This is a genomic window from Bacillus cereus group sp. Bce019, assembly GCF_051781745.1.
GTDB classification, from domain to species: Bacteria; Bacillota; Bacilli; order Bacillales; family Bacillaceae_G; genus Bacillus_A; species Bacillus_A cereus.
Window position 1 is genome coordinate 47,730 of the sequence record NZ_JBPWJX010000017.1, and the last position, 22,447, is coordinate 70,176.

Here is a 22,447-nt window from a genome sequence, read left to right on the forward strand (position 1 = left end):
AAGGAGAAATAAAATGAATATAAAGCAGTTTAATGAACATATAACATCACTATTTGGAGAGCATCTTCATAAATACGGTGATGATGAATATGGTTTTACTCATATAAGTAAAGATGAATTTCACAAAATCGGTTACACAACAAATTTGACATTAGAGACGATTGAAGAAGCGTATAAAAATGGAGTCGATATGATAGTTACACATCATGCGCCGTGGAGTTTTTTATTTGGTATGGAAGAGGCTTGTATTGAGAAATTGAAGCAATATGAAATGAATCATTTTTGGATTCATTTGCCGTTAGATTTTGTAAAGTTTGGCACCTGTACGTCGTTATTTAACGAAATTGGGATAGATGCAATACTTGAATATTCCACGTATGAGGAAGAAGAACTACCGGGAATAGGAGAATATAAAGAAACGATTCCTTTTTCAAAATTAGTTGGAAAACTTGAAGGAAAAATGGAAGAGAAAGTGAAGAGTTGGAGAAATCACGATAAACCAGTAAAACGGATTGCGATTTTAACCGGTGCAGGAAACAATACAAATTTGATTGAACGTGCATTAGAAAAAGGGTGTGACACGTACATAACAGGTGAAAAAACATTATATACAGTGCAACATGCGAAATTTAAAGGCATTAACTTAATAGTAGGTAGCCACACATTTACAGAAGTTTTTGGTGTAGAAAGTTTAGCTCATAAATTACAAGACAGAGACCCTGCAATAGAAATTATTAGAGTATATGAAGAGCATTTGGAGTGATAAAATCACATCACATTACCATAAATGGAATGAACTATATGATGAAATATTGAAGAAAGCCGTTGTAATAAAATAAAATTGTTGTTTGTTATATTAGGATTGTTGGGAGGATTTTCCTTGCGTTTGTCAAATAATAGTAAAGTTGTCTTTTCAATTAAGGAAATATTCGGAGTTGAAGGCTGAGAGAATGGACATTTCAATAATCACTGCACAACTAGTTAAGGAAAAAGTTATTTCACATTATCCAAATAGCGTAAAAGCATTAAACGGGGGAACGACAAGTACTATATATTTGTTAGATGAACAATACGTTATAAAGTTGAATGAATCGGATGTCATACGTGAAGAAGCTTATTTTCTTCAGTTTTATAAAAAGGACGAATTATTTCCAAAGCTTTTATATAAGGAACCTTTAAATCGCTATATTGTTTACTCATTCCTTGAGGGCACAACTTCTTCCAAACTAGGCCATAAACGGAGTGTTCTTTGTAAACTTGTAAAGAAAGTTATTAATAAGTATGAAGTAGCTACAGAGGTTGATGGCTGGGGATGGAAAGAAAATCCGGTCCAATCTTGGAATGAATTTTTAACAACAAATGTGATAGAAGCTCATGAAAATGTAAGATGTTACATAAGTGAAGAAGAGTATAGAACGGTTCTTAAGTTAGCAAATAGGGACGCTGGAATAAATCAGCCGTTTTTATTACATGGTGATCTTGGATTTCATAATTTTATATTTAAAGAGAATGAGCTGCATGGTGTAATTGATCCTTTACCAGTGTTAGGAGATCCTATATATGATTTAATTTATGCGTTCTGTTCAACCCCGGAAGATTTAACAAAAGAAACGATTGGTTATGCGATGAAACAATGTGTATTTCATAAAAATGACCGTGATTTATATGAAGAAATAGTCATAGGATTATATTTGCGTATAGATACATGTTTACGGCACCACCCGAAAGATTTAGAAGATTATTTAGCAGCTTGGCGTTATTGGATGGGGAGGTTGAGGTGACTTTATAGTACAAATATTTTTGGGGAGATAGTGAGATGAATGTTGCAGAAGCGAAAAAGGATTTACTGTAATTCCATTATCGGTCACAGTTGTCTATTTACTTACTTTTATAAGTTTATTAATTGAAAATAAAAAAGCAGATCATTATCAACAAAAATCAGCTTAATAAAAATATAGGGATAGGGGAAATTATGATGAAAAATTTCGTTTGTACAACGTGTGGCGTGCAGTATGCAGCGAGTGTAGAAGAACCGGTGAGTTGTCATATTTGTGATGAAGAAAGGCAGTATGTGAATCCGAAAGGGCAGTCTTGGACGACGCTAGAAAACTTACAAACAGGTGATACATATAAAAATGAAATAATTAAAGAGGAAAATGGACTTTATAGTATTACGACAAAACCAGGATTTGCGATCGGTCAAACGGCATTTGTAGTGAAAACAGAGTCATATCGATTGCTATGGGACTGCATTACATATTTAGATGAAACGACAATTGCGAAAATAAAAGACCTTGGTGGATTAGATGCGATTGCATTGTCTCATCCTCATTATTATTCAACGCAAGTAGAATGGGCAGAGATATTTGATGTACCAATTTATATACACGAAGATGATAAAGAATGGGTGATGCGCCCAAGTAGTCGTATTATTTATTGGTCTGGTGAGTCTTTACAATTAGCGGATGGGATTGCTGTACATCGTCTTGGAGGACATTTTAGTGGTGGTTCTGTATTGCATTGGGAAGAAGGTAATGATGGAAAAGGGATTTTGTTAACAGGTGATATTATTCAAGTTGTAGCAGATGAGCGGTGGGTAAGCTTCATGTACAGCTATCCAAACTTAATTCCACTACCAGCGAGAAAAGTGGAAGAAATGGTGAATCGAGTGAAGCCGTTACAGTTTAATCGTTTATACAACGCTTTTCATCGAGTAGTAAAAGAAAATGCAAATGAGGCAGTTGAACGTTCTGCTGACAGATATATAAAAGCAATAGAAGGAAAGTTGTTTCATACGTAAAAGGAGAGTAGCTTAATGAAAACGTTAGTATGTTTTGGAGATAGTATTACAGCTGATGAAACATTTTTTGATGGAATGCCGAGATTAACACCACGTTTGCAAGAGATGTTTCCGAATTGGATAGTAGTGAATGCAGGTGTTCCAGGTGATAATACATTCGATGCGTTAAATAGGATTGAAGAAGATGTAATATTATATAAACCAGATTTCGTAACAGTTTTTCTTGGTACGAATGATGCAGTTTCTTTTTCTCAAGTGTCATTACAAGCATATAAAGAAAACTTAGAGAAGATTGTGAACCAAGTTTCATCAGATAAAGTACTACTGATTAGTCCTGCACCAGTTGATGAAGAAAGACAGCATAATAGAACAAATAGAGTGCTTAGTCAGTATGCAGACGTGGTGGAGAAAGTGGCAAAAGAAACAGGAAGCTATTTTCTAAATTTGTATGCTGAAATGATTCAAGAACTGAATTATAAAAGGTTTGTAGAAAATGATGAAAAAGATGGATTACACTTTGGGCCAGAAGGTTATGAGTATGTAGCGAAGTTAATTGGTGAAAAGTTAAAAGGGATTTTATAAAAAAAGCAAAGCGATATCGCTTTGCTTTTTCGTATTTCTTTCGTAGTCCATAAACTTATTGATTGCTGTAATTTGGACAGATATTTTGCATTTTTATCCCGCATTAACTGCCCGTAAATGCCCGATTGGTGAGGGCTAATAATCAGTGGGGGATGAACAAAAAAAACTGATTAAAGTTTCACTTTATGTGGGTAAAAGGCTAGTGCTGTTTTAAAGTAATATAAATTTATTTTTAAAAATTTATATTTCGTAGTTGAAAATTAATAATGGTGTAACTATAATAGTTACAGTAAGTTTGTTATTTTGAAATGTCCACATTGAATTACAAGAATGAAGGGAGTTTTATGTAAATCAAAAAGCTATAAAATCTATTAATTTTTATAATAAGATAAAATGCTTTTCAGTTCATACACATTATTAAATATGTTATTTCTAATAGAAAACTAGAGGTGGAAAAATGAAAAAATTTAAAGGTATGTTAATATCATCACTTGCAATTACAACTTTTGCTGGGGTAGGTACGACATTTGTAACAAATACAGTATATGCTGCTAATGACGATTCTAGTAAAATACAAGTTCGTTCTAATAAGAGTATAAACACAACAACTGGCTCGAGATTGCCTGTATTATCAGTCAATCCTTATGATGAACCTAGATTTTCAAGACAGGGATATCTTGAAGAGGCACCTTTAGGAATTAATGCTCCTTATGCTTGGGGAATTAAAGGAGGAAATGGCCAGGGAGCAACTTTTGTAGATTTGGAAGAAGGCTGGTTATTAAATCATGAAGATTTAGTCGGTCAAAATATTGAATTTATGTCTGGAAAAATGAGTAATGATCTTTCTCACGGTACTTCAGTTCTAGGTGTTGTTTCGGCAGCTGACAATGGGATTGGGAACATTGGGATTGCACCAAAAGCAAAGACAAAAGTAATTTCAGTGATCCGAGATAATGGGAGAATCGATGTAAGAGATGCTATTTTAAGTGCCGTAGATTCTTTACAGGCTGGAGATGTTTTATTAATAGAAGAATCCTTTAAATATGATGGATATGGAGATGACCCTTTACCAGTAGAAGTATACCCGAGTATATTTAACGCAATTCGCAAAGGTACAGATAAAGGCATTATTATTGTAGAAGCAGCTGGTAATGGTGGGATTGATTTAGATGAATTTAAAGACCGTAATGGTAAGCAGATTTTAAATCGAAATAGTCCAGACTTTAAAGATTCAGGAGCTATTATAGTTGGAGCATCTACTGCAAGAGTTCCTCATAAACGTTTAGCTTTCTCTAACTATGGTAGTAGAATTGATGTATATGGTTGGGGAGAGTATGTTGATACATTAGATACATATCAAAATCAAAATAGTAAAGGACAAAAAGTTACAAATCAGAACATAATTAATCGTTATACTTCTAATTTCCGTGGTACTTCTAGCGCTTCGCCTATAATTGCTGGGGCTGCTGTATCGATTCAAGGGATTGCTAAAGAACATTTAGGTAAGGCATATACACCAAAAGAATTGAGAGCAATTTTAAGTAATCCTAATACAGGCACAAAGTCTAATAACCCATCATCTGATAAAATAGGGGTTTTACCAGATTTAAAAGCGATTTTGTCTAACCTTGGATTTCATAGTGATTTGACTACCAATGATCCTATGGTATTTCCAGATAACGTAGAAAAAAATGAAGGAAAAGAAAATTCAACTTTCGTATTTCCAGGTGAAGAAACAAAAAGAACAGGTGATAAAAATTCAACTGTAACCTTCCCAGAAGAAGATTTAAAACAGGAGGAAAAAGAAGAGGGATTAATTGTTTTTCCTGATTAATAAAAAAATACTACCTTCCATTTGGAGGTAGTATTTTTTATTTCTTGTCAATAACAAGCAGGCATGAAATTTGTATTTGTTTATCTTTCATAATGAATTTAACTAAAAAAATCGAATATTTGACTGTTAATTTACTTTTTCGTCTCAATCAATTACATGAATTAATCTAGAAATGCTTGCTGTAATGCTTTCAGTCCATCGCTGTAAATACCATGAAACAGATTAATTGCCTCTTCATCACTAACCTCAACAGGAGTGAATGTACCAGACCACTCTACTAACGATGTGTTACTTTCAGTACCTTCTTTCACCTGGATTGTAGATAGATAATTAGTGACTGGGAATGGTGCATTCATGATTGAATACGTGTAGTAGCGCTCTTTATCATTGAATACTTCTAATCGTTCTATAATTGTATCCCCATCCGGATTAGCTAGATGACGTACACGACCGCCTTCAGTTAATTTACTGCTAGGTATATAAGGTAACCAGTCTGGAAGGGAGTTGAAACCTCCGATTAATTGCCATACTTGTTCAGGTGAACCGAAAATTTCCATAGATGTAGTAGTATGTGCCATATTCATTACGCTCCTTTTCATCCCGGTATTTACGGGTAAATAATCAGTGGGGGATGCTCTCACTGATTAAAGTTTCATTATTATTTTACGTTGATTGGTAGTGGTGCATTAGGTGCTACTAGTTTTTGTTCGCGCATTTCTTCCCAGAATGCTGCTGGAATTACTGTATTTAAGGCGTTTTGGTCTTCTACAATTCGTTCCGGTTTACTTGCACCAGGAACAACGGCAGCAACTGCTGGATTTGCTAGTGAAAATTGTAATGCAGCAGCTTTGATGCTGATTTCGTAACGATCTGCAAGAGCTTTGATTTTCTCAACCTTTGCAATAATTTCTGGCGATGCTTTTTGATATTCGAAGTGAGCGCCTCCAGCAAGAATACCTGAGCTATATGGGCCACCAACAACAATATCCATATTATGCTTTACAGCTGCAGGCATTACTCGTTGCAATGCACGTTCGTGGTCTAATAATGAATAGCGACCAGCTAATAAGGATATATTTGGTTTCGCTTCTTCTAAATCAAGCATAAGTTCAATTGATTCTACTTTGTTTACTCCAAGCCCCCAGCCTTTAATGACTCCTTCTTCACGTAAACGTGTTAGCGCACGGAATGCTCCTGTTCGAGCAATTTCAAATTGTGAAATCCACGCATCACCATAAAAGTCTTGTGCTAAATCATGAATGAAAACAAAGTCTAGACGATCTGTTTTTAAACGTTTCAAACTTTGCTCGATAGAACGAAGTGTTGCATCTGCGCTATAGTCATTGATCATTTTATTTTTGCGACCAAATTCGAAAAGCCCGCCTTTTTCACCTAAATCACGTGCAGATGGATCTTCTAATTCATCCGAAATAGTTCGACCTACTTTCGTACTTAAAAAGTAATCATCACGATTTCTTTTTGATAGTGCTTCACCAAGACGAATCTCCGCTAAGCCAGATCCATAAAGTGGAGCTGTATCAAAGTAACGAACGCCATTCTCCCAAGCAGCATCCACTGTAGCGATTGCTTCTTCCTCTGGGATATTACGGTACATATTTCCTAGTGGTGCTGTACCAAACCCGATTTTTTCTTTTAGTAATTTACTCATTATAGATATCCTCCTAAAATGTATTTGAAAAATATTTATTCATTGTGAATGGATGTGAAAATGAAAACATGTCATTTTATCGTCTGACAAAATGTATGAGAAAAATACTCACTTTAAAGTAAAGGTACTAACAGGTAATTTCTAACACTGCATGACTCACTCAACTCTTACAAATGCTATTATGAAATGTATTTTACATAATGAAAAGTACGTACTTTAAAGTGATATAGATACTAAAAAGTAATACAGGTACTTTTTGGTGCCGTACTACTCATCTGCTGTTTACGTATGCTATTATGAAACATGTTTAACAGGGTAAAAAGTACGTACTTTAAGGTGCTATAGATACTTAAAAGTAATATTTAAATATTTTAGCTGATTTGTCTTATAAAATTATTAAAGGAGATTTTTATATGAAAACATACAATATTCCTGTAGAGGCAACTTTAGAGGTTATCGGTGGAAAGTGGAAAGTAGTTATCCTTTGTCATTTAAAGAAAGACAAAAAGAGAACGTGCGAATTAAAACAATTAATGTCTGGTATTACACAAAAGATGTTAACGCAACAATTACGTGAATTAGAAGAAGATGGTGTAATCGAGAGAAAAGTGTATAACCAAGTGCCACCAAAAGTAGAGTACTCTTTAACTGATTACGGTCATTCTTTAGATTCTATACTCGATACTCTTTGTAACTGGGGAGAAAATCATCTTGAAAAGAATGGGAACACATCTATGCTTATAACAGCAGCTGAATAAAGAAAGAAAAAACGAACGAGAATACGTTCGTTTTTTCTTTTTGTATAGAGGGAGATTTTTACGCAGCATAATTACTTTTTTGTAATATAGGTACTTTTTTGTGCTGTAGGAACTAAAATGTGCCGTATAGAAAATTATTTGTTTTTACGCAACAATAGAGAAGAAATTTAGAAAAAAGGAGGGAGATCGTGTGAAACAATACAATATACCGATAGAAGCAACTTTAGAAATTATCGGGGGAAAGTGGAAAGTCGTTATTTTATGTCACTTAACGAAAGGGGCGAAGCGAACGAGTGAGTTGCAACGTTTGATTCCTGAAATTTCTGTGAGAATGTTAACGCAGCAACTACGCGAGCTGGAAGAAGATGGTGTGATTACACGTGAAATTTATAAAGAAATTCCCCCTCGAGTAGAATACTCCCTAACCGATTATGGGTGGTCTTTACAGAATGTATTAAATCAATTAACCGCATGGGGAGAACGATGCATAGATAGAAAAAACACAGAAGTTAAGTGAAATCTCTATATGTAATATTGAAAACACCACCTAATGACGAGGTGGTGTTTTTCGTTTTAAAACTTTAGAAAGTTGTTATGATGAAAAGTAAAATTTTTGAGGACCTGTTTCAGTCATGGGTACTTAAAAGTGCCTACATCACTTTAAAGTACGTACTATGCTTCATAATATAACCGTTTTATAATGACACTCGTAGCAAGAAGTCAGTACAATAACGATTTTAAGCTATGTTCAAAAAGACTTATTAACTAGTATAGTTTTTTGTTCAATTTTTTAGTAGGAGATGTTTTTATGGTTGAAGAACTTTTTTATAAAAAAATACTCAAAAATCTGTTTTCAGATCCAGTTCAAATTACACTTTGGAATGGAGAAACAATCCAATATGGCGAAGGGGAACCTCAATTTCACATAACATTCCATAAGCCACTTTCAAAAAAAGAAATCGCTAAGGATCCTTCTATTGCATTCGGTGAAGCATATATGAATGGGGATTTTGAAATAGAGGGTAACCTTGAAAAAGCAATTCAATCTATTTATAAAAGGCAGGATAGCTTTTTAGGTGATAGTAAGTTGCAATATTTCAAAAGTAAATGGAATTTCTCAAAACAAAAAAATAAAGATGATATTGCTCATCATTATGATATTGGGAACGATTTCTATAAATTATGGCTTGATGAAACAATGACATATTCTTGTGCATATTTCCAAAATGAGCAAGATTCTTTAACGACAGCGCAGCATAATAAAGTGAAGCATATTTTGAAAAAGTTGAACCTTCAAAAAGGTGATACGCTATTAGACATCGGTTGTGGGTGGGGTGAACTCATTACAGCTGCCGCTAAACAGTACGGTGTGAAAGCGATGGGAGTAACGTTAAGTGAGGAACAATATGCTAAGACTTCTGAGCGAATTAAACAAGAGGGACTTACGGATTTAGTTGAAGTATCTTTACTTGATTACCGCGATATTAAGAATCATAAATTTGATAAAATTGTTAGTGTAGGTATGATCGAACATGTAGGAAAAGACAACATTACGCAATACTTTGAAACAGTTAACAAATTATTAAATGATGGCGGGATTTCTCTGCTGCATTGCATTACTTCTCCGGCTAATGGTGGTGCTACGAATGGTTGGATTGAAAAATATATATTCCCTGGTGGGTATGTTCCTGCTGTGAACGAATTAATCACGAACATGACAAACGAACAATTTTTTATTGTGGATGTAGAAAGCTTACGTAGACATTACGGAAAAACATTACAACATTGGGCTCGAAATTTTGAAAACGTACTAGAGGAAGTTCGTAAAACGAAAGATGAGCGATTTATCCGCATGTGGCGTTTATATTTAAATGCATGTGCAGCTTCGTTCTTTACAGGTAATATTGATTTACATCAATTTGTATTTACAAAAGGGATTAATGATACAATTCCGATGACACGTTCGTATATGTATGAATAAGAGCATGTAACCAAGTAGCTCTCAAGTCATTGAGTATAAATAAAATGATGATAGGATATAAGTCTATAACGTAAAGTCGAGATGGGAATCAGAAAATGATTTCTATCTCGACTTTTTAGTATATAATTTTAAAATTAAAACTATATACTTTTAAAGAAAAAATATATAATAAATGTAGAAACGAAAATTTATGAGCAAGGAAGTTGAAGAACATGACATTAACAATGGGCTTTATTGGATTTGGAAAATCAGCTAACCGTTATCACCTACCTTATCTAAAGACACGTAATAATATAAAAGTAAAAACGATTTTTGTACGTCAAATAAATGAAGAATTAGCGGCTCCATATGAGGAAAGAGGTGTTTACTTCACTACTGATTTGGACGAATTGTTGAATGACAAAGAAATTCAAGTCGTGACGATCTGTACGCCAGCACATACGCATTATGAATTAGCAAAAAAAGTTATACTAGCCGGAAAATCAGTTATCGTTGAAAAACCATTTTGCGATACAGTAGAACACGCCAAAGAATTATTAGCATTAGGACGAGAGAAAGGTGTAGTCGTTATGCCTTATCAAAACCGCCGTTTTGATGGTGATTTTTTAGCTGTGAAGCAAGTAATTGAACAAGGATTCCTTGGTGATATTATTGAGATTGAATCACATATTGATTATTTCCGTCCTGGTTCAATCACTCATGAAGCTCCAAAAGAAGAAGGTTCATTTTACAGTTTAGGTATTCATACGATGGACCGCATGATTTCACTATTCGGCCGTCCAAATACAGTGACATACGATATTCGTAATAATGAAGTGGAAGGTGCGGTTGATAACTATTTCGATGTTGGTCTACATTATGGAAATCAGTTGAAGATTAAGCTGAAAACGAACCATATCGTAGCAAAAGATTATCCACGCTTTATCGTTCATGGAACAAATGGCTCTTTTATTAAATACGGTGAAGATCAGCAGGAAAATGATTTGAAAGCGGGTATTATGCCTGAGAGTGCAGGATTTGGTGAAGATTCGCCGATGTATTATGGAATTGCTAAGTATCGTAATGCAAATGGTGACTGGATTGAAAAACAAATTAAAACGCCGCTTGGTGATTACGGTCGTTTCTATGATGCAGCGTATGACACAATTGTAAATGGTGCACCAAAACTTGTGAAAGATGAAGAAGCAGTAACGAATATTGAAATCTTGGAAAACGGATTTGCTGCCCCATCACCTTCAGTTTACAAACTTGAGGCTTTACATTTGAATGAATAGAAGAGAGTTTGCAGTATAAAGGAGGTATGGAAATGGCAAGCGGATCAACACAAGTAAAATACCTCGGCATTTATCAAAAGATTAAACAGCAAATTTTAGACGGTGAATATAAAATCAACGAAAAAATTCCGAGTAGCTCCGTCCTTGCTGAAGAATTCGATGTTTCAGCACTTACGATTAAAAAAGCGCTGGATCTATTAGTAAGAGACGGCTACATTATCCGTCGGCGCGGAAGTGGAACAGTGGTACAAGATTGGCATCAGCAGGAAAAGGCACGAATGATTCAAACTTTAACAGGTACGAAAGCTGTTTACGGTAGTGAGGTAGAAAGTAAAATTATCGAGTTTGCGATTGTAGGTGCTGATGAAGTAGTTGCTGAGAAATTGGGAGTTTCAATTGGTGATTTCGTCTATAAAATCATTCGCCTCCGCATCATTCACAGCATTCCGACGATTATGGAGCATACATGGATGCCAATTTCGGTTATCCCAGGTATTGAAGCTTCTGTTTTAGAGGAGTCGATATACTCACATATTCAAAATAAACTTGGTCTTGAAGTAGGGACATCTGTTGTCAGGGTTAAAGGGATTCGCCCAGATGATAGGGAAAAGCAGTTTATGAACTTAACAAATCAGGATTTCCTAATGCGAGTTGAGCAAGTAGCTTACTTAACGGATGGACGAACTTTTGAATATTCTTATGCAGATCATCTACCGGAAACCTTTGAGTTTGAAACAGTCATTACGGCAAAAAATTATAAAGAGATATAAAATAGGTTGAGGCAAGCATTGTCTCAACCTATTTTATGTCTTCTACAGTTATGATTCATCTGCTGTAATCAGCATGGATGTGTTCCCGGTTTTTTCAAGATGAACTTCTCCCCAGGAACAGAGGGAATCAAGTATAGCTCCTAAAGACGAACCGTAATCCGTTAGAGAGTACTCTACTTTCGGTGGTACTTGGTCATATACTTTCCTTTGGATTACACCATCTTCTTCTAGTTCCCGTAATTGTTGCGTTAACATTTTTTGCGTAATACCAGGCATTAAACGTTTTAATTCACTCGTTCTTTTTGTTCCTTTTTTTAAATGACAAAGGATAACAACCTTCCACTTTCCACCAATAACTTCTAAAGTCGCTTCTACAGGAATATTATATGTCTTCATAAAAAAACTCCTTTGATGAATTTAGATTACAGTTGTGAGCCTACATCCGTTGCAATACTAAAATTATTTCTTTTTAGTACCTATAACACTTTAAAGTGCGTACTATTTATTGTGCTAAATATCGGTCATAATAACCGATGTAAGAGAGAAATAAGCAGAATGGCACTTGAAAATGCATATGTTACTTTTTAGTACCTATAACACTTTAAAGTACGTACTTTTTATTAGGATGAATATAATCCATAATAGCACTTGTAAGCAAGAAATGCGTGAAATGTGCTTTGAAGGAGCCATCATGCTATGGGGAATTTTACATGAGAATAATTTGTTGTGTTATTAAAATTAATCCAAGACTTAACAGTTGATTAATTGAACTGTAAAGTTTAAAATTACAGTAAGATTTTTAAAAGTGAGTTGTTAACGTCTGTAAAATGTAGCATGAATAATAGAGATAAATGAAACATTGCTGAATAACTAACATTATGTGTATTTGATTCTAAACTGTAATTTTTTTTAATACATTTCAATAACCGATATTTAAAATGTACGTTTAATAACATTAAAGGAGTGAGTTAAATATGGTGATTCTATATACAACAGCAAGCTGTGCTTCATGCCGAAAAGCGAAAGCATGGCTTGAAGAGCATCAAATTGATTATATTGAAAAAAACATCGTATCAAATTCTATGACAGTTGATGAGCTTAAATCGATTCTTCGTTTAACTGAAGAGGGGGCTACTGAAATTATTTCAACTAGATCCAAAACTTTTCAGGACTTAAATATAAATATTGATGAGCTCTCGCTAAATGAATTTTATACATTAATAATTGAGCATCCACTAATGTTGCGTCGCCCGATTATGCTGGATGAAAAAAGATTGCAAATTGGTTTTAACGAAGAAGAAATTCGCAAATTTTTACCACGTAGTGTCCGAACATTTTTAAACATTGAACTGCAAAAGTTGGCTAATTAATAAGTAATAGTATGAAAGAGAAATTTTTTGAAAGGAGGAAACTGAAGGTGATAGAAGTATGCGTTACAGTTAATTATAAAGATAGAAACTATCAAACAAATGTCATTGTGAACAAAGATACGATTTGGACAAAAATTGAACAGTTGGCAGAAGAACAAGTGAAGAAACAGTGGGGTTTTTAAACTTAATTATTTAAAAAAATGAATTTATATGCTAGAGATTATAACTAAATTCAAAATTTTTCAGGTATTAAATATAAATAAGAAATTTTCTTGAAAGGAGGAAGCAGAAGATGATTGAAGTATGTGTTACAGTTAATTATAATGATAGAAATTATCAAACAAATGTTATTGTGAGTAAAGATACGATTTGGACAAAAATTGAACAGTTGGCAGAAGAACAAGTGAAGAAACAGTGGAGTGTTTAATTTTCTTTTTAACTTAAAAAGCTAAATGAAGTTATCAGATATAGGTGGGACGGGATAGAATATAAGGGAATTAATTTTTTATGGCAAGAAGCATTCCACATGTTTTAACGTTCTAACCAATCTGTAATATTTATGGCTACAGTATGTTAATATATGAGAAACAATATTTTTAATCGTAGGAGGAAAATCATGAACAGCGACTTTACCTTGGCCATACACAGTTTAACTTATTTAGCTTTACAGCCAGACCGGATGTCAACAAGTAATGCTATTTCAGAAAGTGCAGGTGTTCATCCAGTACGCATTCGCAAAGTACTAAGTTTGTTAAAAAAACATAAGTTTATACAATCGAAAGAGGGGACTGGTGGCGGTTTTATTTTCGCTCGCGATTTAGATGAAATTAATCTTTGGCATATTTATCAGATAACCTCTGAAGGTGCTTTGCAGCCGAAGTGTCCAGAATCAAACAATCAGTGTGTTGTAGGTTCGAATATGCGAAAAGTTCTTTTTGCTATTTTCTTAGGTGCTGAAGAGCATCTAGGTGAATACTTAAAGAATTATACAATGAAAGAAGTTGTTGACCTTATCAATCAAGAGCGTTAAGCGGCTTAACTATTATATAGCCGTGAGTTCTTAACACTTAAATGTAATGAAAAATATTACAGTATAATTTGTTTTTATATCTTTTTTATCGTCACAAAAAATATTTATAGGAAGGTGAAACGGTATGATGTCAAATAATAATCATGTTTTAAAAGTAGGAGATTGGGTTCGTGGAATATCAAATGAAGGTGAATTAATAGTTGGTTATATTGTATCACTTGATAATGTAGAGGATATAGTTACAGTTAGTATTGTGAAACGTGACGGCCAGTACACAATAAACGAAGCGATTTTACTCTTTAGTAAACACGTTAACAAACTCCCTGAATCAAAAGTAATAAATAAGGAACAAATCCTTTATCTTATAGATCTTGCATTATTAACAGGGGATGAAGAATGGTTTATCGAGCTTTCTTCAAAATTAAACTCGATAAAAGAGCTAGTTAATGAGGGATTTTAAAATTTAAACTTTTGAGGGTGCACACAATCCGCCTTATGGGACACAATTACTTTTCGCATAAAAGGAAATGATGTAAAAACGATTCATTACAAGCATAGAGATATCCCTGAAGAAGAGCCGAACAAACTACAATTAAGATGGTATTGAAGTGATTTGTTTGTGTATTCCTGATAACGATAATTATGTAAATGAGCTGTCCATATGGGGCAGCTTTTTTGTTTTTTGCTCAGTGTAGCTTTTTAAATTGTATATGAATTCAATATTAATAATATATATCCTAAAATTTGGTTTTTATGTTTTGGGATTTTTTTCTTTTTACCTACATTAATTATTTATTAGAATATCTTTTATGTTTAAAATAAAATTTTTTGATAAAAGGGGATATAAGTATTTTTATAATAAGTCACCTAGAAAAACAATGTATTATTGTATTTTTTTACTAACTAATTCAGCTTTAAGCGATAAAAACAATGGCTACATGCTAACTGTAAAATATTATCCATATAAAATTATTCCTCTTTAATATTTCTGAAAATATAAAAATATTAATTTTATAAATATACACGTTATAATGAGGGCGTCGAGAGAAATTTTATTATCTCTGGAGAAAATATAAAAAATGCGATTATTAGTAAGAAAGGTGTGTGATTAGAGGCGAAATGTATGTAATGTGCTTCAGTGGCTTGTGTGAGCAATATCATCAGTGCTACCGAAGTTATGAAAGTAATGTATAGAATTGAGAAAGAAATGCCTCGCAAATGAAGAGAGGCCGGTTTAGCTAAAATTACTGTTAAAAGTAAAAAAGAGAAACCATTAAAGTAATACACTGTTATTAGAAATGTTGCAACGTATTTATGAAGTCTATTCTATATTGTTCTCTTAAGGGTTCTTTATATAAAGAGCGGATATTACGAGTAAACTTTTTTGTGAACGCTAACAATTATATTAGGACGCTAATTAGCGAATGTTTCAATTTGGATTCATTATGATGAAGGACATACAATGTGGGGCAACTTGTAAGGAATTCATTTTCCGAAAAGGGAATATTTGTTAGGTGCAAAGAGAGATGCAGGAATAGATACAAGGGGGAGTTATTATATGAACGGGAATACTGCAAAGAAAATAGAAGTTCAAGCTGAAAATACCGCACTAAAAAATGAGCAATATGCAGATCCGAAAAAGTGGCATAAGCAGGATACTACATGGGCACTCAGTCTATTTGGAACTGCAATTGGAGCAGGGGTGCTCTTTTTACCGATTAATGCAGGTTCAGGTGGTTTATTATCTTTACTACTAATTACATTGCTTGCATATCCAGTTATGTACTACTCACATAGGGCACTTGCTAAAATGATATACGCTTCTAATTCTGCTGATGAGGGGATCACAGGTACAATTAGAGAGTATTTCGGAAATAAAGCGAGTATCATTTTTAACATCGTATATTTCGGTTCAATTTATACAATCGTACTAATGTATTCGGTTGCGCTTACAAACACTGCAAGTAGTTTTATCGTGCATCAATTGCACATGCCAGAACCTCCAAGAGCTATTTTATCACTTGTATTAGTTCTTGGTCTTATCGCTATACTGAATTTTGGTCAAGATATTACTGTAAAGGTAATGAGTATGTTAGTGTATCCTTTCATAGTTTCTCTACTGTTTATCGCAATATCTTTAATTCCACAGTGGAATACGTCAATGCTTAGTTTTTCAGCTGTTTCAACTGCTTCAACAGGAACAGGCTATTTTGGGACGATATTGATGATTCTACCAATCATCGTATTCTCATTTAATCATTCACCTATGATTTCATCATTTGTTGTGAAACAGAGAGCTACGTATGGAATCGAAGCCACTGATGCTAAATGTGCGCAAATACAAAAGGTTTGTTATATTATGACATTCGCTGTTGTTATGTTCTTCGTTTGGAGTAGCGCATTGAGCTTGACTCCAGATGATATAAAAATGGCAAAAGAACAAAACTTATCAATTCTTTCATATCTTGCTAATGAGCTTAATTCGCCTGTAATCACTATTGCAGCTCCAATTATTGCTTTTGTGGCTATTACAAAGTCTTTCCTAGGCCATTATATAGGAGCATTTGAAGTAATGCGTGACATGATTATTAAGTTTGGTAAATCACGTGGAAAAGATATTGAAGAAAAAACAATTAAGACAATAATTCTTACTTTTGTTGTATTATCATGCTGGTTTGTTGCTTATACAAATCCAAGTATTCTTGGACTTATTGATTCTCTAAGCGGTCCTTTAGTTGCTGCTATCTTATGTCTATTACCGATGTATGCGATTCAAAAAGTGCCAGTACTAGCTAAATACAAAGGGAAAATGAGCAACGTATTTGTTATTATTGTAGGTGTACTTACAGTTTTAGCAAGTATTAAGTCATTATTCTAATTCACTATTGTTGATTTTAGTGTCAAAGTAGTGGAATATGAAATATCTATTTTTGGACAAACTTCTCAAGTTGGAGAGTTTGTCCTTTTTATTCAATCTATTAACAAACAGCCACCTTTCAGATAAGGTGGCTGTTTCGGTATTAATTTATTATTCACGTCTAAATGGACCTTTTGGAGCAATTAGCTCTAAATTAGTACCATCTGGATCACGGAAGTAGGCAACTCTTGTACCAAATCCAGATTTCAAGCCGTTTTCTTGAAAGATAATTGGTTCTCCATATGGGTGCTATTTTATGCACATCAGGCTAACAAAATGGATTGCCTCTGAAACAAAAAAATGATTTTTATTACTATAAAAAACGTAAAGTATCTGTTTTTAGAAAAAAATTAATTTTTATAAATTGATGGAGATATAACTCAATTCTTTTATATATTTAGTTAAATATGATTGTCAGAATGAACTTAAAGTAATTATGATTTCTAGAAATGCGAACTGATGTTTTGAATTGGTTTAAAGTTGCTAGAACAAAATAAAACCAATTGAGCAAAAAAACTTGCAAAAATAAAAAGAGGGATGTATATTAATTGATGTATCAATAATTGATATATCAATTAATATTTTGACAAGAAAGAAAAGGAACATTTTATGAAGGAAATGTTCGTAAATATCAGTGGAGAAGAACGCAAAATACTTATTCATGTTCTATTACAGATGCAAAAAAATGTAGAGAATATTAAAGAATAGAGAGTGTAGGGGGCAGAATAGTGTGGAAATAATCGCAGCTATTTTAGTCGGGATCGTAGCATTAGAACATTTGTTTATCATGATCCTTGAAATGTTTTTTATTAATTCAAAAGTAGCGAAACGTGCTTTCAAATTACCGAAGCATTTAGAAGGAGATCGAAACGTAGCCATTATGTTTGCAAACCAAGGTTTATATAATGGATTTTTAGCGGCTGGTCTCATTTGGGGACTTGTACTTGGACTCAATCCAATTGGTTATATGGTCCAATTATTTTTCGTGATTTGTGTGGTGGTAGCAGCTATTTTCGGAGGTTTCACATCTAATAAATCAATTATTGTGAAACAAGGACTTCCAGCTGTTTTAGCACTGGTTGCCCTTTTATGTATGATATAGAATCAAAGTTTCTCAATAAAAGAACTCATTTTTGAAAAGAATACGCTATTCTTTCTTTAAAATTATAGGAAAGGATGGCGTTTTTGTATGTCTATTTCTGTATCTGATGAATTACAACCATTGAGCAAAAAAGTTAGTGATTAAAAATATTATTCTTTAGTACATACATTTTTAAGATGTTAAATATATTTCATAATAGTCTCTGTAAGATAGGGATAAGTAGAATAGTACTTTAAAGTACCTATAGCACTTTAAAGTGCGTACTTTTTATAACTTTGAATATCATTCATAATAGCACCAGTAAGAAGAAAACAAGCTTTACGGTACTACTAGTTACCAACGATGTTACAGCAGTTTATTTAGAATCAGATTGATTGAAGGGTTGTACTATATGGCCTAATAATTTCGAAAAAATGTCGGTGTGGCATAAAACAATTATGGAGGTTAAAGATATGAGCACTTCAAATTTGAATGAAATAAGTAAACAAATTTTAAAAGAGGAGGAAACGCTTCAATTTTCCTCTTTTACAAATGAAGATGCCTTGCAACTAGGTTTATTTATCGTTGAAACAGCAAAGCGAGAGGGGAAATTGATTGCTGTTGATATAACGAAAAATGGTGTGCAATTATTTCATTTCAAGATGACAGGGACAAATGCGGAAAATACGAAATGGATTGAGCGTAAAAAACGAGTCGTTTCCCTGCATGATCGTAGCTCGTATTATATGCAGATACAAAGTGAAATAACTGGAATTTCATATAATGAAAAATATCTTTTAGATACTTCGGAATATGCTGCGTTTGGTGGATGCTTTCCTATCAGGATAAAAAACGTAGGGGTTATTGGAATGATAACAGTTTCAGGATTACCACCAGAAGAAGATCACGAATTGGTAGTAAGAGCAGTTAAAAATCATTTGAACCAATAGTTGTAACTAGTCAATAGATAATTAAATTTAGGGGGCAATACTATGCCATTAATCGAGCTAAATACTTGGCCAACCATGTCAACAGAAGAAAAGAAGGAATTTATTTATAGTGTAACGGAACTTACAATAAAACTATTAAAAATTGTCCCTGACAAAATTCAAGTGTTGATAACGGAACTTGAGAAAGAAAACTGGGGGAAAGCTGGGGCTGTAGCAAGTGATGCTACCTTTGCTGTGAAAAGTAGGGTGTCCGATTGGGAGACAAAAGAGTCTTACGATACACTAGGTCGTAACGTTAATGGAATGGCTATTATTAAGATTGATATATGGAATACATTTGATCAAGAGACAAAGGATAAGTGGGTAAACGAACTTACACAAGTAACATCTAAATATACTCATGCACCTTTGGATAAAGTGCTAATTCTTATTCGTGAAATGATTCCAGGGAACTGGGGACAAAGTGGTGTAACAGGAGCTAATGCAGATTTCCTTTCCAAAAGTCGTACATTTTAATCAGTAAATAAAAAAGGCAAAAATGAACACATTTCTGTTCGTTTTTGCCTTTTTATTATTTGTCTGTGGTAATGAACATGATCCTTTATATGTTTAAGTAATATTCTCTAAAGTTGCCTCTACGGGAAAGTGTATTTCTTCATTTGAAAGTCTTTTTCATGGAATGTAGATTTCAATTTTTGAGCAAAATAAGCTAGGTTATATAAATGTTACTTTTTAGTACCTATAGTACTTTAAAGTACGTACTTTTTATTAGGGTAATTATCATTCATAATAGCACATGTAAGAGAGAAACAAGCTTTACGGTACTGGTAACTAACTATGTTACTTTTTGATACCTACAGCACTTTAAAGTACGTACTATTCATTGTATTGAATATATTTCATAATAGTACATGTAAGAGAGAGACAAGCTTTACGGTACTAAAAAGTACCTATAGTACTTTAAAGTGCGTTCTTTAAAAAAAGAATGAAACCATTCATAATAGCGTTTGTAGAGATTAAATATGTTTTTTAGAAGATAAAAGGGCCTTTTTATCGTACTATTATGATAGGAATTATAGGGAAGAGGGGGAACTCAATTGAATTCATATACAGCATCGTCTTCAGAAGTTCAGACGAATCGAAGAAGTATATTTGCGTTGTTAGCGTTAGCAATTAGTGCGTTCGGGATTGGGACAACTGAATTTGTTAGTGTCGGTTTATTACCATCTATTTCGGAAGATTTACATGTGTCGGTTACAACGGCTGGTTTAACAGTTTCTTTATATGCGTTAGGCGTAGCGTTTGGGGCTCCAGTATTAACGTCATTAACAGCTAATATGTCACGAAAAACGTTATTAATGTGGATTATGATTATTTTCATTATTGGTAACGGAATCGCAGCGGTAGCAACAAGCTTCACTGTATTACTTATTGCGCGAATTATTTCTGCACTTTCGCATGGTGTGTTTATGTCAATTGGTTCAACAATTGCTGCGGCACTTGTCCCAGAAAATAAACGGGCTAGCGCGATTGCGATTATGTTTACTGGTGTAACAGTTGCAACTATTACAGGTGCACCAATTGGAACATTTATTGGTCAACAATTTGGCTGGAGAACATCATTTTTAGCAATTGTAGTAATTGGAATTATCGCCTTAATTGCAAATAGTATTCTCATTCCATCTAATATGAAAAAAGGTGCGTCTGTATCATTCCGCGATCAATTTAAACTGATTACGAACGGAAGACTGTTACTAGTTTTCATTATTACTGCATTAGGATATGGGGGAACATTCGTAACTTTTACGTATTTATCTCCGTTATTACAAGAGGTAACAGGATTTAAAGCAAATACGGTTACTATCATTTTATTAGTGTATGGAATCGCCATTGCGATAGGGAATGTGATTGGCGGAAAATTATCGAATCATAATCCAATTCGAGCGCTATTCTACATGTTCTTTATTCAAGCGATTATACTATTTGTTTTAACATTTACGGCACCATTTAAGGTAGCTGGGTTAATCACAATTATTTTAATGGGGCTATTCGCATTTATGAATGTTCCAGGGTTACAAGTATATGTCGTAATGTTAGCTGAACGATTTGTACCGAGTGCTGTCGATGTTGCATCGGCAATTAATATTGCGGCGTTTAATGCTGGGATTGCTCTTGGTGCTTATTTAGGCGGTATTGTAACGAACTCGTTAGGGTTAATTCATACAGCTTGGGTAGGCGGCATTATGGTAGTAGGTGCTGTTATTTTAACAGCATGGAGCATGACATTAGAAAAAAGAGATCAAGTAAAATAAAAGGAGAGAAAATAAAATGAAAAATTTACAAAGTAAAACAGTATTAAGTAATGGTGTGGAAATGCCTTGGTTTGGTTTAGGTGTATTTAAAGTAGAAGAAGGACCAGAACTTGTAGAAGCGATTAAATCAGCAATTAAAGCAGGATACCGCAGCATTGATACAGCTGCAATTTACGGAAATGAAGCAGCTGTAGGTGAGGGGATTCGTGCCGGTATTGAAACAACTGGTATTTCAAGAGAAGAATTATTTATTACTTCAAAAGTATGGAACGCAGATCAAGGATATGAAGAAACGATTGCTGCATACGAAGAGAGCTTAAAAAAATTAAAGCTAGATTATTTAGATTTATATCTTGTTCACTGGCCTGTAGAAGGGAAATATAAAGATACATGGAGAGCGTTAGAGACACTTTATAAAGAAAAGCGTGTACGTGCAATTGGCGTAAGTAATTTCCAAATTCACCATCTGCAAGATGTAATAAAAGATGCAGAAATTAAGCCGATGATCAACCAAGTAGAATACCATCCTCGTTTAACACAAAAAGAATTACAAGCTTTCTGTAAAGAACAAGGTATTCAAATGGAAGCATGGTCACCACTTATGCAAGGTCAATTATTAGATAATGAAACATTACAGGCAATTGCTGAGAAACATGGTAAAACAACAGCACAAGTGATTTTACGTTGGGACCTTCAAAATGAAGTGATCACAATTCCAAAATCAACGAAAGAGCACCGCATTATTGCAAATGCCGATGTATTTAACTTTGAATTAACGAAAGAAGATATGGAAAAAATCGATGCATTAAATCAAAATCACCGCGTTGGTCCAGATCCTGATAACTTTGATTTCTAATAGAAATGAGTAAAAAGAGTGCAAAAATTGCACTCTTTTTTTATTTTCTATTCAATAAAATGTTTCTGTTTATATTATGACTTTTAAATTACTTTAGGCGAGCTAAAGAACTTATTAACAGTATTAAAGTTTGACATAAAATAATACATTCTATATTATATATGCTATAGCATATAAATTGCGATTTATTTGAAGGTGGCATATGGACTTATATGAGTTAACAGGACATCTTGTTCATCATACTGATGTGAAGTTAACAAATT

The 22,447-nt window shown here is 33.7% G+C and carries 24 protein-coding genes and 3 pseudogenes; 23 read left to right on the forward strand and 4 right to left on the reverse strand.

What is annotated here, in order from left to right; genetic code table 11:
- Positions 1-13 precede the first annotated feature (13 nt).
- The 6 genes and pseudogenes from ACS2QP_RS20385 to ACS2QP_RS20410 all read left to right on the forward strand — a co-directional run bounded on the left by ACS2QP_RS20385 (position 14) and on the right by ACS2QP_RS20410 (position 5,216).
- The gene (locus ACS2QP_RS20385) at positions 14-763 is read left to right on the forward strand and encodes a Nif3-like dinuclear metal center hexameric protein (RefSeq protein WP_153582727.1); all 750 of its coding nucleotides are present in this window, start codon (positions 14-16) and stop codon (positions 761-763) included.
- Between the two features lie 187 nt (positions 764-950).
- Positions 951-1,781 carry an aminoglycoside phosphotransferase family protein gene (locus tag ACS2QP_RS20390; protein ID WP_326263658.1) on the forward strand — a complete coding sequence of 277 codons (831 nt, stop codon included), beginning with the start codon at positions 951-953 and terminating at the stop codon, positions 1,779-1,781.
- A 49-nt stretch (positions 1,782-1,830) separates the two neighbouring features.
- A pseudogene (locus ACS2QP_RS20395) lies at positions 1,831-1,947 on the forward strand (DUF7010 family protein); the annotation flags it as partial.
- A gap of 25 nt (positions 1,948-1,972) precedes the next feature.
- A complete protein-coding gene (locus ACS2QP_RS20400) occupies positions 1,973-2,800 on the forward strand; it encodes a hypothetical protein (protein ID WP_332284482.1) in 828 nt (275 codons plus the stop codon).
- A gap of 15 nt (positions 2,801-2,815) precedes the next feature.
- Positions 2,816-3,382, forward strand: coding sequence for an SGNH/GDSL hydrolase family protein (locus ACS2QP_RS20405; RefSeq protein ID WP_000855205.1), 567 nt, complete (start codon positions 2,816-2,818; stop codon positions 3,380-3,382).
- Between the two features lie 457 nt (positions 3,383-3,839).
- Positions 3,840-5,216, forward strand: a complete 1,377-nt coding sequence (locus ACS2QP_RS20410; RefSeq protein ID WP_438882769.1) for a S8 family peptidase — start codon at positions 3,840-3,842, stop codon at positions 5,214-5,216.
- 161 nt (positions 5,217-5,377) lie between these two features.
- On the opposite strand, the gene ACS2QP_RS20415 is transcribed toward ACS2QP_RS20410, so the two are convergent.
- Positions 5,378-5,794, reverse strand: a complete 417-nt coding sequence (locus ACS2QP_RS20415; protein WP_000951521.1) for an SRPBCC family protein — start codon at positions 5,792-5,794, stop codon at positions 5,378-5,380.
- Positions 5,795-5,874: 80 nt separating this feature from the next.
- Positions 5,875-6,885, reverse strand: a complete 1,011-nt coding sequence (locus ACS2QP_RS20420) for an aldo/keto reductase (protein ID WP_000040526.1) — start codon at positions 6,883-6,885, stop codon at positions 5,875-5,877.
- Between the two features lie 413 nt (positions 6,886-7,298).
- Here ACS2QP_RS20420 and ACS2QP_RS20425 point away from each other — a divergent pair, with 413 nt between their 5' ends.
- The 5 genes from ACS2QP_RS20425 to ACS2QP_RS20445 all read left to right on the forward strand — a co-directional run bounded on the left by ACS2QP_RS20425 (position 7,299) and on the right by ACS2QP_RS20445 (position 11,668).
- On the forward strand, positions 7,299-7,643 hold the full coding sequence (locus ACS2QP_RS20425) for a winged helix-turn-helix transcriptional regulator (protein WP_000860820.1): 345 nt from the start codon (positions 7,299-7,301) through the stop codon (positions 7,641-7,643).
- A gap of 190 nt (positions 7,644-7,833) precedes the next feature.
- The gene (locus ACS2QP_RS20430) at positions 7,834-8,160 is read left to right on the forward strand and encodes a winged helix-turn-helix transcriptional regulator (RefSeq protein WP_438882770.1); all 327 of its coding nucleotides are present in this window, start codon (positions 7,834-7,836) and stop codon (positions 8,158-8,160) included.
- A gap of 291 nt (positions 8,161-8,451) precedes the next feature.
- Entirely contained in the window at positions 8,452-9,624 is a 1,173-nt protein-coding gene (locus ACS2QP_RS20435; RefSeq protein WP_438882771.1) for a cyclopropane-fatty-acyl-phospholipid synthase, read from the forward strand.
- 212 nt (positions 9,625-9,836) lie between these two features.
- On the forward strand, positions 9,837-10,898 hold the full coding sequence (locus ACS2QP_RS20440) for an oxidoreductase (RefSeq protein WP_098584712.1): 1,062 nt from the start codon (positions 9,837-9,839) through the stop codon (positions 10,896-10,898).
- A gap of 32 nt (positions 10,899-10,930) precedes the next feature.
- A complete protein-coding gene (locus tag ACS2QP_RS20445; RefSeq protein WP_326234648.1) occupies positions 10,931-11,668 on the forward strand; it encodes a GntR family transcriptional regulator in 738 nt (245 codons plus the stop codon).
- A gap of 48 nt (positions 11,669-11,716) precedes the next feature.
- Here the strand turns inward: ACS2QP_RS20445 and ACS2QP_RS20450 are convergent, their stop codons facing one another.
- The gene (locus ACS2QP_RS20450; protein WP_000860832.1) at positions 11,717-12,064 is read right to left on the reverse strand and encodes a winged helix-turn-helix transcriptional regulator; all 348 of its coding nucleotides are present in this window, start codon (positions 12,062-12,064) and stop codon (positions 11,717-11,719) included.
- A gap of 578 nt (positions 12,065-12,642) precedes the next feature.
- On the opposite strand from ACS2QP_RS20450, the gene spxA reads away from it, so the two are divergent.
- The 7 genes and pseudogenes from spxA to ACS2QP_RS20485 all read left to right on the forward strand — a co-directional run bounded on the left by spxA (position 12,643) and on the right by ACS2QP_RS20485 (position 16,946).
- Positions 12,643-13,038, forward strand: a complete 396-nt coding sequence (gene spxA / locus ACS2QP_RS20455; protein WP_000236189.1) for a transcriptional regulator SpxA — start codon at positions 12,643-12,645, stop codon at positions 13,036-13,038.
- A 47-nt stretch (positions 13,039-13,085) separates the two neighbouring features.
- Positions 13,086-13,220: a BA3454 family stress response protein gene (locus tag ACS2QP_RS20460; protein ID WP_000573515.1), complete on the forward strand. Its 135-nt coding sequence runs from the start codon at positions 13,086-13,088 to the stop codon at positions 13,218-13,220.
- Positions 13,221-13,330: 110 nt separating this feature from the next.
- A complete protein-coding gene (locus tag ACS2QP_RS20465; RefSeq protein ID WP_000573530.1) occupies positions 13,331-13,465 on the forward strand; it encodes a BA3454 family stress response protein in 135 nt (44 codons plus the stop codon).
- 189 nt (positions 13,466-13,654) lie between these two features.
- Positions 13,655-14,068: an Rrf2-family transcriptional regulator SaiR gene (gene saiR, locus ACS2QP_RS20470; protein ID WP_001083465.1), complete on the forward strand. Its 414-nt coding sequence runs from the start codon at positions 13,655-13,657 to the stop codon at positions 14,066-14,068.
- A gap of 124 nt (positions 14,069-14,192) precedes the next feature.
- Complete coding sequence (locus ACS2QP_RS20475) at positions 14,193-14,528, forward strand: IDEAL domain-containing protein (RefSeq protein ID WP_103622256.1); 336 nt, start codon at positions 14,193-14,195, stop codon at positions 14,526-14,528.
- Between the two features lie 7 nt (positions 14,529-14,535).
- Positions 14,536-14,675, forward strand: a pseudogene (locus tag ACS2QP_RS20480) (DUF3888 domain-containing protein); the annotation flags it as partial.
- A gap of 951 nt (positions 14,676-15,626) precedes the next feature.
- Entirely contained in the window at positions 15,627-16,946 is a 1,320-nt protein-coding gene (locus ACS2QP_RS20485) for an aromatic amino acid transport family protein (RefSeq protein WP_001014168.1), read from the forward strand.
- A 150-nt stretch (positions 16,947-17,096) separates the two neighbouring features.
- On the opposite strand, the pseudogene ACS2QP_RS20490 reads toward ACS2QP_RS20485, so the two are convergent.
- A pseudogene (locus ACS2QP_RS20490) lies at positions 17,097-17,231 on the reverse strand (VOC family protein); the annotation flags it as partial.
- A 484-nt stretch (positions 17,232-17,715) separates the two neighbouring features.
- Here ACS2QP_RS20490 and ACS2QP_RS20495 point away from each other — a divergent pair.
- The 5 genes from ACS2QP_RS20495 to ACS2QP_RS20515 all read left to right on the forward strand — a co-directional run bounded on the left by ACS2QP_RS20495 (position 17,716) and on the right by ACS2QP_RS20515 (position 22,184).
- Positions 17,716-18,087 carry a DUF1304 domain-containing protein gene (locus ACS2QP_RS20495; RefSeq protein WP_000402483.1) on the forward strand — a complete coding sequence of 124 codons (372 nt, stop codon included), beginning with the start codon at positions 17,716-17,718 and terminating at the stop codon, positions 18,085-18,087.
- A 413-nt stretch (positions 18,088-18,500) separates the two neighbouring features.
- On the forward strand, positions 18,501-19,016 hold the full coding sequence (locus ACS2QP_RS20500) for a heme-degrading domain-containing protein (protein ID WP_105559683.1): 516 nt from the start codon (positions 18,501-18,503) through the stop codon (positions 19,014-19,016).
- Positions 19,017-19,058: 42 nt separating this feature from the next.
- On the forward strand, positions 19,059-19,532 hold the full coding sequence (locus ACS2QP_RS20505; RefSeq protein WP_001128306.1) for a tautomerase family protein: 474 nt from the start codon (positions 19,059-19,061) through the stop codon (positions 19,530-19,532).
- 581 nt (positions 19,533-20,113) lie between these two features.
- Positions 20,114-21,328: an MFS transporter gene (locus tag ACS2QP_RS20510; protein WP_001089891.1), complete on the forward strand. Its 1,215-nt coding sequence runs from the start codon at positions 20,114-20,116 to the stop codon at positions 21,326-21,328.
- Between the two features lie 16 nt (positions 21,329-21,344).
- On the forward strand, positions 21,345-22,184 hold the full coding sequence (locus ACS2QP_RS20515; RefSeq protein ID WP_000793565.1) for an aldo/keto reductase: 840 nt from the start codon (positions 21,345-21,347) through the stop codon (positions 22,182-22,184).
- Positions 22,185-22,447: the final 263 nt, after the last annotated feature.